The following is a 12237-nucleotide window of genomic DNA, read 5'->3' as shown; positions in this document are numbered from 1 at the left end:
ACCGCGCCGCCCGCGCCCAGGCATTCGCCATCTGGGCCGAGGTCGCCGGCGCGCCGTTGGCCGCGTGATCGCCCGGCGTCGGGCGTCGGGCGTCCGTGGGTAGTTCACGCCCTCCCGAACCACCAGGATCAACGAGTTGACGGTACCGCTTTGGGCTCGCACTCTGCCCGGCCAGCAGGCCGAAGCCGCCATCGGCGTCACCATCCTGAACCGGATGAGCGATTAAGCACGCCTAAACTCCGTCCGCGTCGCCTGATCAAGGGATATCGTCAGCATCAGTGCGCCTATGCTGACCTCGATGCACCAACACCACGGAACCGCCTCTTCACCATGCTTGTCTGTAGAGATCCAAGGCATCGTCGTAGCGGACATCGCACCGATTGTTGATCAAAAGCCTCTGCACCTTCATGGCGTCAGCCGCCAGCATCGGCAGATCATCCTGCCGCACGCCAAGCTGTTCCAGCCGCTGCTCCATCGGCATGGCAGCAACGAGATCGCGCATGGCGTCGATGAAGGCAGCCGCCGCCTCGTCCGGCGTGGCGAAGGAGCGGCCGGGCATGATCGCCGGAGCGAGTTCGGCATAGAGCTCCCCGGCCGCCGGTCGGTTGAACTCGAGCACCGGTCCGAGCATCAACGCGTTGCTCAGTCCGTGCGGCACGTGGAAATGGCCCCCCAGCGGGTAGGCCAGGGCGTGGACCGCCCCGACCGGCGCATTGGCGAAGGCGATGCCGGCAAGCAGCGAGCCCTGGAGCATCGCCGTGCGGGCGGCGACGTCGCGCCCGTCGGCGATGACGGCACGGATGTTGCCGCCCAGCAAGCCCAGCGCCCGCAGCGCGAGGCTGTCGGACAGCGGGTTCTTCTTGTGGCGGGTGGTGTAGGCCTCGATGGCGTGGACCATCGCATCGATGCCGGTCATGGCGGTGACCCGCGGCGGCAGCCCGAGCGTCAGACGGGCGTCGAGCACCGCCAGATCGGGGTAGAGCAGACTGGACACCACCCCCTTCTTCTCGCTGGTCGGCGTGGTGACGATGGCGATCGGCGTCACCTCCGATCCCGTGCCGGCGGTGGTCGGCACCTGGATCAGAGGCAGGCGCGGCCCCTTGGCGAGGCCGATGCCGTAGATATCCGGCAGTTCCTGCGGCGTGCCGGCCAGCAGGGCGACCAGTTTGGCGGTGTCGAGCGAGCTGCCGCCGCCGAAGCCGATCACCCCGTCGGCTCCGGCGGCGCGCGCCGCCTGGACCGCCAGCGCCACCGACTCTTCCGGCGGGTCGGCCAGCACGTCGCAGAACAGGGTGCATGCCGTGCCGGCGGTCTTGAAGCCGGCCTCGACCGGCTCCAGCAACCCGGCCGCCACCAGACCGGCGTCGGTGACGATCAGCGCGCGGCGGATGCCCAGCTCCTTGGCCATCTCACCCAGCCGGGCCGCCGCCCCCACCTCGCACACCAGCTTGCGCGTGGTTTCGAACACGAAGTCCATCATGTCTCGGTCCTCACCGGAAAGGGGTCAGGCGGTTTCGGCCGGCGTGACCAGCCGCCCGAGCACCGTGCGGAGTTTCTCCGGCAGCGCTGCGGGGCGGCGCGTCTCGCGATCGACGTAGACATGCACGAAATGGCCACAGGCCGCCGGGGTGGGATCGTCGTTGCGGAAGAGTCCGACCTCGTAGCGGACGCTGCTGGTGCCCAGCCGCGCCACGCGCAGCCCGGCTTCGACCCGGTCAGGGAAGCTGACCGGCGCGTAATAGCTGCAGCCGGTGTCCACCACCAAGCCGATCACCGGGCTGGTTTCGATGTCGAGCGCGCCGTTCTCGATCAGGTACTGGTTCACCACCGTGTCGAAGTAGCTGTAATAGACCACGTTGTTGACATGGCCATAGGCGTCGTTGTCCATCCACCGGGTCGGGACGATCTGGAAATGGGGGTAGGAGGCGCGGGTGTCGTGCTTGCGGTCCATGAGGGTTCCTCCCTGTCTCTGGTTCGTTTTCGGGGGCTCAGGCGACTTCGAACAGGCCGGCGGCGCCCATGCCGCCACCGACGCACATAGTGACGACGACATGGCGCACGCCCCGGCGCCTGCCCTCGATCAAGGCATGGCCGACCAGGCGGGCGCCCGACATTCCATAGGGATGACCGACGGCAATGGCACCGCCGTTGACGTTCAGCCGCTCGTCGGGAATGCCGAGCCGGTCGCGGCAGTGGATTACCTGCGCGGCGAAGGCCTCGTTCAGCTCCCACAGCCCGATGTCGTCGACGGTCAGGCCGTGCTGCTTCAACAGCTTCGGCACCGCGAAGACCGGGCCGATCCCCATTTCGTCCGGGTCGCAGCCGGCGACCGCGATGCCCCGGTAGAGCCCGAGCGGGTGCAGGCCCCGGCGCTCGGCCTCTGCCGCCTCCATCAGCACGCTGGCCGACGCCCCGTCCGACAATTGCGAGGCGTTGCCGGCGGTGACGAAGCGCCCTTCCCGGATTTGCTGGCCGTCGCGGAACACCGGCTTCAGCGCCGACAGCCCGGCCAAGGTGGTGTCCGGCCGGTTGCTCTCGTCACGGTCCAGTGTGACCGTATGACGGGTGGTCTCGCCGGTCGCCTTGTCGAGGCGGGTCATGGCGGTGGTGAGCGGCACGATCTCCGCGTCGAAGCGCCCGGCGTCCTGCGCTTCGGCGGTGCGCGCCTGGGAGCGGGCGGCGTAGGCGTCCTGCGCCTCGCGCGGCACGCCGTAGCGTGCCGCCACGATCTCCGCCGTCTCGATCATCGCCATGTAGACGTCGGGGCGGTGCTCGACCAGCCAGGGATCGCGCCAACGCTCGACGTTCATGCAGTCGGTCTGCACCAGCGACAGCGATTCCAGCCCGCCGCCGACCGCAACAGTCATGCCGTCGACGACGATCTGCTTGGCGGCGATGGCGATGGCCATCAGACCGGAGGCGCATTGCCGGTCCACCGACTGCGCCGCAACCGAGGTCGGCAGTCCGGCGCGCAGCGCGCATTGCCGGGCCATGTTCATGTGGGTGGCGCCCTGCTGCAAGGCCGCCCCCATCACCACGTCGTCGATCTCGGCGGGATCGATCCCAGCGCGGGAGGCGGCATGGGCGATGGCGTGTCCCCCCAGCGCCTGCGCCTGGGTGTCGTTGAAGGCGCCGCGGTAGGCCTTGCCAATGGGCGTGCGGGCGGTCGATACGATGACGGCTTCTCTCACCGGTCTTCTCCCCACTGTCAGCCGGCGGCGTCCGCCGCGCGCTTCAGGATGCGGTCGACATGGCTCAGGCCGGCGTCGATCTCGTGCTGGCGGTCGAGCGAGGCGATCTCGGCGAAGCGGGCGGCCACGGCCTCCGGCGTCCGTTCGCCCTCGGGCAGGAAGACGCCGTCCGATTCGACGATGGCGAGCCGGGCGTAAGTGCCGGCGCCGGCGAGAATCACCGTGCGGCTCGGCGCCTGCTCCGACACCAGGAACAGCGCCGCCGGGGTGACGAAATCCGGGTTCAGCCGGGCCAGCGCCGTCTCGTCGAGGATGTCGGAGGTCATGCGGGTCGCCGCCGTCGGGGCGACCGCATTGACGTGGATGCCGTTGCGGATGCCCTCCAGATGCAGGACGTTCATCAGCCCGACCAGCCCGGCCTTCGCCGCGCCGTAATTCGACTGGCCGAAATTGCCGTAGACGCCCGAGGTCGAGGTCGTCATCAGGACACGGCCATAGCCCTGCGCCCGCATGATCGGCCAGACCGCGTGGGTGACGTTGGCCGCCCCCATCAGATGCACGTCGACGACCGAGCGGAAATCCTCCAGCTCCATCTTGGCGAAGCTCTTGTCGCGCAGGATGCCGGCGTTGTTGATCAGCACGTCGATGCGGCCCCACAGGCCGATGGTGCGCTCGACCATGGCGGCGACCTGCGCCGGGTCGGTGACATTCGCGCCGTCGGCGATGGCCTCGCCGCCCCGGCTGTGGATCTCCGCGACCACCGTCTCGGCGGCGTCGGAGGCGCCGCGGCCGTCGCGCCCGCCGCCCAGGTCGTTGACCACCACCCTGGCGCCGCGCGCCGCCAGTTGCAGCGCGTAGCCGCGCCCCAGCCCGTTCCCCGCCCCGGTGACGATGGCGACCCGCCCGTCGAAGCGGATGCCGTCGGGACCGATTTCGTTCGATTGAATGCTCATGCTGCGTTCACCTGTTCTTTCAAGTGGGTCAGGATGATCCAGTCTGCCGCCAGGGCCGGCTTTCCGCCGCCTTCGATCTCCACCGTCACCGCATAGCGCGCGACCAGTTCCCGATCCGACCGGCGGGTCGCCTCGCTCAACACGAAGCGGGCGCGGACCCGCGCTCCGGACTTGACCGGGGCGAGGAAGCGGACGCGGTCGAAGCCGTAATTGATGACCATCGCCTCTCCGGAGATCGTCGGCAGCACGCCCTCGCCCATCGCGGTCAGCAGCGACAGCGACAGGAAGCCATGGGCGATGGTGCCGCCGAAGGGAGTGTCGCGGCTTGCCCGTTCGGGATCGACATGGATGAACTGGCGGTCGTCGATGACGTCGGCGAAGGAGTCGATGCGCGTCTGGTCGATTGCGAACCAGCGCGACACACCGATCTCGCCGCCGACGCGCAGTTCCAGATCCCCGGCGGGAATGGCTTCGTTCATTGGGCGCGTTCCCATGTTCGTTTGGGCCGTGGTCGTGTGGGCCATATCCGTCTGGCCTTCGGTCGGGTGCGCTCGCCGCAAAGTTTGCTTGCGTCACGCACAAAAAACCTACCAAGTAGTATGTGAGCCCGCCCGCTCTGTCCAGGCAGAAATGTTGCCTGTGGGATGGATTGGTCCTAGCTTCGCATGAGCGGCCATTGCCGGGGTGCCGCGAAGGGACGATGTGGACGGAGCGGGTTGACCGCCGACGAAATAATCGAGTTGGAACTGGACGATGAGCAGTGAAAAGAGCCAGCTGTCACCCCGCATCGACAAGACCGGGAACATCGATATTCTAATTGCCGCCGCCGAATGCTTCATGGAGCAGGGCTATCACGCGACGAGCATCGACGATGTGGCACGGCGTCTGGGTGCAACGAAGGGGCGCATCTACCATTATTATCGCTCGAAGACGGAGCTGTTCTTCGACGTTCACCGCGAGGGAATGCGGCGCAACTTCGAGGCCGTCACCCCGGTGATGAAGGGGCCGGAGCCGGCGGCCAAGCGCCTGAGCGCCATGTTCCGCCAGCACGCCCTGTCGATGATGGAGAATCTCGCGCTTGAGGCGGTGGTCGTGCAGGGGGTCGAGATGCACCGCTTCGGCGCCACGACGCCTGAGCAGCGCCGCACGCTGGCCGAGCTGATGACCGTGCGCAACGACTTCGAAAGCCTGTTCAAGCGGGTCGCCTACGAGGGGGTCGAGGACGGCTCGATCCGCACCGGCGACGTGTCGGTGGCGGTCAAGGTGGCGCTGGGCGCCATCAACTGGCTGTCGATCTGGTACCGCCCCCGCCCGGCCGAGACCCGTGACGACCGCGAGATCCTCGCAGACAAGATCGTGGGTTCGATCATGCAGGGACTGAACGCGCCGGCATGAGGGAAAGCCCCTTTCCCATCATGGGAGAAGGGGCCTCCGCCATCGTCGAAAACCCGATGCGTTCGACCGCCTCTCAGCCGAGCCTTTCGCGCTTGAGGCGGATGCCCGCTGCCTCGCGGTCCCAGCAATCCTCCGTCAGACCGTCGGCGCGCAACATGTGCTTCTGGAGCTTGCCGCTGGCCGTCTTGGGCAGCTCCTCCACCACGCGGACATAGCGCGGCACCATGTAGTGCGCCACCCTGGCTGCCAGGAAACCGACCAGTTCGGCAGGGTCGATCGCAGCGCCGGGAATTGGGGCGACGACCGCCAGAACCTCATCCTCGCCGACATCGCTGGGCACGGCGACCGTCACCGCCTCGCGCACCGCCGGGTGGGCGCAGATCTCCGCCTCCAGTTCGAAGGAGGAGATGTTCTCGCCACGGCGGCGGATGACATCCTTCAGGCGGTCGACGAAGAAGAAGCGGCCGTCCGCCTCCATGCGGAAGGCGTCGCCGGTATGGAACCAGCCGTTGCGCATGGACGCCAGCGTCGCCTCCGGGTTCCGGTAATAGCCGGAGCCGAGCGCCCAGGGCCGGTGCGAGCGGATGATCAGTTCGCCGACCGTGCCCGGCGGCAGCTCGGCGTCGTTGCTGTCGACCACCCGCAGTTCGAAGCAGGGTCTGGCGCGGCCGCACAGGCCCGGCACCATCCCGTCCGGTCCGGCGGTCCGCGGCCCGGCCGTCAGGGGGCTGGCGATCTCGGTCATGTTGTAGACGGTGTGGAGTTCGACACCGAAGCGCGCACCGAATCGGGGCGCATCCTCGCCGAACGGGACAATGAAAACCTTCTTGAGAGTATGGTCGCGGTCCCGCGCATCCGGCGGCGCCTTCAGCAGGAAATTCGCCATGATGCCCAGAAGCAGGACCACTGTGCTGCCGGAGTCGCGGATCGAGTCCCAGAAGTCCGGCGTCCGGAACTCCGGAACCATTGCCAGGGATCCGCCCTTGCCCAGCATGCAATAGACGTAAAGCGTGCTGCCGCAATGGAAAATCGGCCCGCAGATCATGCAGCGGTCGTCTGCCGCGATGCTGTCGAAGGCGTCCGGCCCCATTGTGTAAATCTGCACGTAGGAGGTCACGACACCCTTGGCGGCTCCGGTGGTGCCCGACGAGTACATGATCGCATGGGGGTCCCAGGGCTGGATCGGCCGGTCGAGCGCCAGGGTCAGATCGGCATCGGCCGGCGCATCGACCAGCGGCGCGACGGTGACGCCGGGTAGTTCCGGCGGATCGGAATCCGCCGCGCCGACGGTCAGGATCCTGACCAGCGGCCCGCGATCTATCTCCGCCAGACGGCCGATCAGGGCGGCATGGGCGATGAGGATCGAGGCCCCGGCATTGTCCAGCATATGCTCCAGCGGGCGCCCGCGGCTTGCGGTGTTGAGCGGCACATAGACCGCGCCGAGATAGTTGATGGCGAACCAGGCGGTCAGCAGATCCGGCCCGTTTCCCATCCAGCACAGAACATGGTCACCTTGGCGCACCCCCTGCGCCCGCAGGGCCGCGGCGCGGCGGCGGACACGCTCCAGCGTCTCGCGATAGCTCCAGCTTTCGCCCCGCCAGAAGGTGACGAACAGCGCGTCGGGCTGCCGCGCGGCCTGACCTTCCAGAAGATTGCGCAGCACGCATTCGTCCGCCGTGGGGATCCGCACCCAATCATCGCCGTGCATCGCCGAAAACCCTCCCTGTTCTTTTCAAACCCTGTCCGGACCGCGGACCTCGCGCCCGTGATGGCGGCTGCCGTCGATATGTTTGCACCGCCAATCAAAAGATTGCAACATACTCAGTAGAATGTTAGGCAGAAGACATCGACGATAACGGCCGGCGGGGCTGGCGAAGCCCTGATGGGGAGGAGCAAACGGGATGAATCTCGTTTCAATCGAGCATGTGGACGGGGTGGCGTTGGTCCGCTACGACCGCGGTGGGCGGGCCAATGCGCTGAGCGCATCGGCGATGGAGGAATTGACCGACGTCGCCCACCGCCTGCGTGCCGACACCACGGTGCGGGCGGTGGTGCTGACCGGCACCGCCACGGTGTTTTCCGGCGGAATCGACCTGTCCGATCCGCTGCTCTGGCCTACCAGCGCGGATGTGCTGGAACAGCACGCCGCGGTCGAGCGCGGACGCGCCCTGTGCGACGCCTGGGCGGCGGTTCCTCAACTCACCATCGCCGCTGTCGAGGGGCCGGCGGTCGGTGGCGGCGGCGTGCTGGCGCTGGCGCTGGACCTGCGGGTCTTCGGACGGGGCGCGCATCTGCGGCTGCCGGAGGCCCGGCTCGGCTTCAACCTCGCCTGGGGCGGGTTGCCGCGCCTGGTCTCTCTGGTCGGTCCGGCGCGGGCCAAGCGGCTGCTGTTTACCGACCTGCGGGTCGATCCGGCGCGGGCGCTCGATTGGGGGCTGGCGGACCTCGTCGCGGAGGATGGCGCCGCGGTCGATGAAAGCCTGCGGATGGCGCGCGACGCGGCGGCGGTCCCGCCGCTGTCCCTGCGCATGACCAAGCGGGCCATCGACGCCCAGGCCGACCAGACGAGGCTGGCCCATGGCGACAGCGACCAGTTCCTGCTCGGTCGCCTGCTGCGTGACGCGGCGGTGGCCAAAGGCTGAGACGACTCTTCAAATCAACCGGAACCGGGAGGACAAACGCATGAAGACGCTCAAGACTGCTCTGCTCGCGGGTATCGCCGCCTTCGCCGCGATCAGCGCATCGGCCGGCACGGCACAGGCGCAGATCTCCGACAATGTGGTGAAGATCGCCGTGCTTGACGACATGACCGGCATCTATGCCGACCTCGCCGGCCGCGGTTCGGTGGTGGCCGCGCAGATGGCGGTGGAGGATTTCGGCGGCAAGGTCAAGGGCGCGCCGGTCCAGGTCGTCTTCGCCGACCACCAGAACAAGGCCGACATCGCCGCCAGCGTCTCCCGCCAGTGGATCGACCGCGAACAGGTCGATGTGATCGTCGATGTCGGCAACTCCGCCGCGGCGCTCGCGGTGCAGGAGGTGACGCGCGAGACCGGACGGGTTCACCTGAACTCCACCGCGGGCAGCACCGAACTGACCAACGAGAAATGTTCTCCGACCGGTGTCCACTGGACCTATGACACCTACGCGCTCGCCAATGGCGCCGGCCGTGCCCTGACCCAGCAGGGCAACAAGTCGTGGTTCTTCATCACCGCCGACTACACCTTCGGCCGCAGCTTGGAAACCAACACGGCGAACGCGGTGAAAAAAGCCGGCGGGGAGGTCCTGGGCATGGTCCGGGCGCCGGTGGCGACGCCGGATTTCTCCTCCTTCCTGCTTCAGGCGCAAGCATCGGGCGCGCAGGTGGTGGCGCTCGCCAATGCAGGCGGCGACTTCGTCAATGCGGTGAAGCAGGCCAACGAGTTCGGCTTGGCCCAGAGCGGCCAGAAGATGGTCGGCATGCTGGTCTTCCTGACCGACATCGACAGCCTCGGCCTCGACGTGACCAAGGGAATGATCATCACCACCGGCTGGTACTGGGACACCGACGAGCGGACGCGGGAATTCGCCAAGCGCTTCGGCCAACGCCATGAGGGCAAGATGCCGACCATGGTGCAGGCCGGTGTCTATTCGGCGGTTCTGAACTACCTGAAGGCCATCGACGCCAGCGGCACCGACAAGGGCCTGACAGTGGTCGACCAGCTGAAGACCATGCCCATCGAGGACATGTTCGCACGCAACGGCAAGGTCCGTGCCGACGGCCGCATGGTCCACGACATGCACCTCGTCGAGGTCAAGAGCCCGGCGGAGTCCAAGGGGCGCTGGGATTATTACAAGATTCTCAGCACCATCCCCGGCAATGACGCGTTCCTGCCGCTGTCCGAAAGCAAGTGCCCCCTCGTGAAGGGCTGACGGGCGGAGACTGAAATGGACACCCCGGCCGGCGATCCCGCATGGAATCGGCGGCCGGGGCTGCACGACCGACGAATGGCAAGGAGACCGCATCGCCGATGACCGACGACATCATCCTGGAGGCGCGTGGCCTTACGAAGGAGTTCAAGGGCTTCGTGGCGGTTCGGGAGGTGAGCCTCCAGGTTCGCCGCGGCACCATCCACGCGCTGATCGGCCCGAACGGCGCCGGCAAGAGCACGGTGTTCAACCTGCTGACCAAGTTCCTGACACCGACGCGCGGCCAGATCCTCTACAAGGGCCGCGACATCACCCGCACCAAGCCGGCCGACATCGCGCTGATGGGGCTGGTCCGCTCCTTCCAGATCTCCGCCGTCTTCCCGCATCTCAGCGTGCTGGAGAATGTCCGCGTCGCGCTGCAACGGCCGCTCGGCACCAGCTTCCACTTCTGGAAGTCCGAATCGTCGCTCCACGACCTGCACGGCCGGGCGCTGGAACTGATCGAGGCGGTGAACCTCACCCCCTGGGCCGGCCATCTGGCCGCCGAGCTGCCCTATGGCCGCAAGCGTGCGCTGGAGATCGCCACCACGCTGGCGCTCGACCCGGAGGTGATGCTGCTCGACGAACCGCTGGCCGGCATGGGCCACGAGGACATCGAGGGCACGGCGGCCCTGATCAAGCGCGTCGCCGCCGACCGCACCGTGCTGATGGTGGAACACAACCTGTCGGTCGTCGCCCACCTGTCGGACACCATCACCGTGCTSCGCCGCGGCGAGATCCTGGCGGAGGGRCCSTACGAGGTCGTCTCGAAGAACCCGCAGGTGATGGAAGCWTATATGGGGACCGGACATGCCTGAYGGGATGAACACCAAGACGGCCATGCTGGAGATCGCCGATCTGCACGGCTTCTACGGCGAGAGCCATGTGCTGCACGGCGTCTCGTTGGAGGTGCGCCAGGGCGAGGTGGTGACGCTGCTGGGCCGCAACGGCGCCGGCAAGACCTCGACCATGCGCGCCATCATGGGGATCATGGGCAAACGCACCGGCTCGATCCGCTTCCAGGGCACCGAGCTGATCGGCATGGCCCAGCACAAGATCCCCCGCCTCGGCATCGGCTATGTGCCGGAGGAACGCGGCATCTTCTCCTCGCTCAGCGTGGACGAGAACCTGACGCTGCCGCCGGTGGTCAAGGAAGGCGGGATGACGGTCCCGCAGATCCACGAGCTCTTCCCCAACCTGAAGGGCCGCGGCTCGACGCAGGGCACGCGGCTGTCGGGTGGCGAGCAGCAGATGCTGGCCATCGCCCGCATCCTGCGGACCGGCGCCACTTTGATCCTGCTGGACGAGCCGACCGAGGGGTTGGCTCCCGTCATCATCGAGCAGATCGGCGTGGCGGTGCGGGCGCTCAAGGCGCGCGGCTTCACCATCGTGCTGGTGGAGCAGAACTTCCGCTTCGCCGCCACCATCGCCGACCGCCATTACGTGATGGAGGAAGGCCATGTGGTCGACATGATCCCCAACGACCAGCTCCACGCCAATATGGACAAGCTGCACACCTATCTCGGCGTGTGAGCGGGAGAGCCCTCATGTTCCAATTTCTTGGCATTCCGCCCCAGGCCTTGTTCGGCCAGCTTCTGCTCGGTCTGATCAACGGTTCCTTCTATGCGCTGCTCAGCCTGGGGCTGGCGGTGATATTCGGCATGTTGAACGTCATCAACTTCGCCCATGGCGCGCTCTACATGGTCGGCGCCTTCGTCGCGTGGCTGCTGCTGACCTCTGTTGGGGTCGGTTATTGGGGCGCGCTGGTGCTGGCGCCGCTGACGGTCGGGCTGCTCGGCATCGTGCTGGAGAAGACGATGCTGTCACGGCTCTACAAGCTCGACCACCTCTATGGCCTGCTGCTGACCTTCGGGCTGGCGCTGATCCTGGAGGGGGCGTTCCGCCACCAGTACGGCGTGTCGGGCCAGCCCTACCCGATCCCCGACGCGCTGAAGGGCGGGCANSAATCTGGGCTTCATGTWTCTGCCSAMCTACCGSGSCTGGGTSGTSGYSGCSTCKCTSMYSGTSTGCYTSGGCACCTGGTTCGCCATCGAGCGGACMAAGCTGGGCGCCTATCTGCGGGCGGCGACGGAGAACCCGACGCTGGTGCAGGCCTTCGGCATCAATGTGCCGGTGATGGTGTCGCTGACCTACGGTTTCGGCGTGGCGCTGGCCGGTCTAGCCGGGGTTCTGGCGGCGCCGATCTATCAGGTGTCGCCGCTGATGGGGTCGAACCTGATCATCGTGGTGTTCGCGGTGGTGGTGATCGGCGGCATGGGCTCGATCCTCGGCGCCATCGTCACCGGGCTGGGTCTGGGGCTGCTGGAGGGGCTGGCCAAGGTCTTCTACCCCGAGGCCTCCAACATCGTCGTGTTCGTGATCATGGCCGTGGTGCTGATGGTAAAGCCGGCCGGTCTGTTCGGACGGGAGAGATAAGCCATGACCATGCAAACCAGGGACACACTGCACGAAGGTATCGTCATGTATGGCGGCTCGCCGAAGATCCTGCTGGCCGGAGCCGGGCTGCTGCTGGCGGTCCTGGCGCCCTATGCGCTCTATCCCGTCTTCCTGATGAAGGTGCTGTGCTTCGCGCTGTTCGCCTGCGCCTTCAACCTGCTGATCGGCTTCGCCGGCCTGCTCAGCTTCGGCCATGCCGCCTTCTTCGGCGGGGCGGCCTACATCGCCGCGCATGTGGTGAAGGAATGGGGCTGGGCACCGGAGTTCGGGCTGATCGCCGCCACCGCGGTCGCCGG

At 67.2% G+C, this 12237-nt stretch carries 12 protein-coding genes and 1 pseudogene; 7 read left to right on the top strand and 6 right to left on the bottom strand.

The annotated features are described in order from the left end of the window. Nucleotides 1-325 precede the first annotated feature (325 nt). The 5 genes from VH569_RS34835 to VH569_RS34815 are packed head-to-tail and all read right to left on the bottom strand — an operon-like array spanning nt 326 to nt 4623. Nucleotides 326-1480: an iron-containing alcohol dehydrogenase gene (locus VH569_RS34835; RefSeq protein ID WP_423321808.1), complete on the bottom strand. Its 1155-nt coding sequence runs from the start codon at nt 1478-1480 to the stop codon at nt 326-328. 24 nt (nt 1481-1504) lie between these two features. Further along, on the bottom strand, nt 1505-1951 hold the full coding sequence (locus VH569_RS34830; protein ID WP_098737203.1) for an acyl-CoA thioesterase: 447 nt from the start codon (nt 1949-1951) through the stop codon (nt 1505-1507). A 37-nt stretch (nt 1952-1988) separates the two neighbouring features. Beyond that, on the bottom strand, nt 1989-3191 hold the full coding sequence (locus VH569_RS34825) for an acetyl-CoA C-acyltransferase (protein WP_423321806.1): 1203 nt from the start codon (nt 3189-3191) through the stop codon (nt 1989-1991). A 17-nt stretch (nt 3192-3208) separates the two neighbouring features. Further along, nucleotides 3209-4144 (bottom strand): SDR family NAD(P)-dependent oxidoreductase, encoded by a 936-nt coding sequence (locus tag VH569_RS34820; RefSeq protein ID WP_423321804.1) that lies wholly within the window; start codon nt 4142-4144, stop codon nt 3209-3211. Then, on the bottom strand, nt 4141-4623 hold the full coding sequence (locus VH569_RS34815) for a MaoC family dehydratase (protein ID WP_423321802.1): 483 nt from the start codon (nt 4621-4623) through the stop codon (nt 4141-4143). Before VH569_RS34815 ends, VH569_RS34820 begins: the two co-directional genes overlap by 4 nt. A 274-nt stretch (nt 4624-4897) precedes the next feature. Here VH569_RS34815 and VH569_RS34810 point away from each other — a divergent pair, with 274 nt between their 5' ends. After that, nucleotides 4898-5539, top strand: coding sequence for a TetR/AcrR family transcriptional regulator (locus VH569_RS34810; RefSeq protein WP_423321800.1), 642 nt, complete (start codon nt 4898-4900; stop codon nt 5537-5539). A gap of 73 nt (nt 5540-5612) precedes the next feature. On the opposite strand, the gene VH569_RS34805 is transcribed toward VH569_RS34810, so the two are convergent. Further along, nucleotides 5613-7247: an AMP-binding protein gene (locus tag VH569_RS34805; protein ID WP_423321798.1), complete on the bottom strand. Its 1635-nt coding sequence runs from the start codon at nt 7245-7247 to the stop codon at nt 5613-5615. Nucleotides 7248-7440: 193 nt separating this feature from the next. Here VH569_RS34805 and VH569_RS34800 point away from each other — a divergent pair, with 193 nt between their 5' ends. The 6 genes and pseudogenes from VH569_RS34800 to VH569_RS34775 form a co-directional block, all read left to right on the top strand. Next, nucleotides 7441-8181, top strand: a complete 741-nt coding sequence (locus tag VH569_RS34800; protein ID WP_423321796.1) for an enoyl-CoA hydratase/isomerase family protein — start codon at nt 7441-7443, stop codon at nt 8179-8181. Nucleotides 8182-8221: 40 nt separating this feature from the next. After that, nucleotides 8222-9448 carry an ABC transporter substrate-binding protein gene (locus tag VH569_RS34795; protein ID WP_423321794.1) on the top strand — a complete coding sequence of 409 codons (1227 nt, stop codon included), beginning with the start codon at nt 8222-8224 and terminating at the stop codon, nt 9446-9448. Nucleotides 9449-9546: 98 nt separating this feature from the next. After that, nucleotides 9547-10302 carry an ABC transporter ATP-binding protein gene (locus VH569_RS34790; protein ID WP_423321792.1) on the top strand — a complete coding sequence of 252 codons (756 nt, stop codon included), beginning with the start codon at nt 9547-9549 and terminating at the stop codon, nt 10300-10302. After that, complete coding sequence (locus VH569_RS34785) at nt 10295-11017, top strand: ABC transporter ATP-binding protein (protein WP_391349402.1); 723 nt, start codon at nt 10295-10297, stop codon at nt 11015-11017. The genes VH569_RS34790 and VH569_RS34785 overlap by 8 nt, the downstream gene beginning before the upstream one ends. A 14-nt stretch (nt 11018-11031) precedes the next feature. Beyond that, a pseudogene (locus VH569_RS34780) lies at nt 11032-11920 on the top strand (branched-chain amino acid ABC transporter permease). A 45-nt stretch (nt 11921-11965) separates the two neighbouring features. Continuing rightward, nucleotides 11966-12237 (top strand): ABC transporter permease subunit (locus tag VH569_RS34775; RefSeq protein WP_423321810.1); only part of this gene is annotated, 272 nt, incomplete at its 3' end.

Origin of the sequence: Azospirillum sp. 11R-A (assembly GCF_049472615.1) — a bacterium.
Lineage (GTDB): Bacteria > Pseudomonadota > Alphaproteobacteria > Azospirillales > Azospirillaceae > Azospirillum > Azospirillum palustre.
The sequence above is the reverse complement of the archived record's forward strand: the minus strand, read 5'-3'. Positions and strand labels throughout refer to the sequence as shown.

What these genes read in the sequence shown, in the direction of transcription:
- VH569_RS34810 (WP_423321800.1), top strand. Translation starts at nt 4,898, where the DNA reads ATGAGCAGTGAAAAGAGCCAGCTGTCACCCCGCATCGACAAGACCGGG.
- VH569_RS34820 (WP_423321804.1), bottom strand. Translation starts at nt 4,144, where the DNA reads ATGAGCATTCAATCGAACGAAATCGGTCCCGACGGCATCCGCTTCGAC.
- VH569_RS34830 (WP_098737203.1), bottom strand. Translation starts at nt 1,951, where the DNA reads ATGGACCGCAAGCACGACACCCGCGCCTCCTACCCCCATTTCCAGATC.
- VH569_RS34800 (WP_423321796.1), top strand. Translation starts at nt 7,441, where the DNA reads ATGAATCTCGTTTCAATCGAGCATGTGGACGGGGTGGCGTTGGTCCGC.
- VH569_RS34815 (WP_423321802.1), bottom strand. Translation starts at nt 4,623, where the DNA reads ATGAACGAAGCCATTCCCGCCGGGGATCTGGAACTGCGCGTCGGCGGC.
- VH569_RS34795 (WP_423321794.1), top strand. Translation starts at nt 8,222, where the DNA reads ATGAAGACGCTCAAGACTGCTCTGCTCGCGGGTATCGCCGCCTTCGCC.
- VH569_RS34805 (WP_423321798.1), bottom strand. Translation starts at nt 7,247, where the DNA reads ATGCACGGCGATGATTGGGTGCGGATCCCCACGGCGGACGAATGCGTG.
- VH569_RS34835 (WP_423321808.1), bottom strand. Translation starts at nt 1,480, where the DNA reads ATGATGGACTTCGTGTTCGAAACCACGCGCAAGCTGGTGTGCGAGGTG.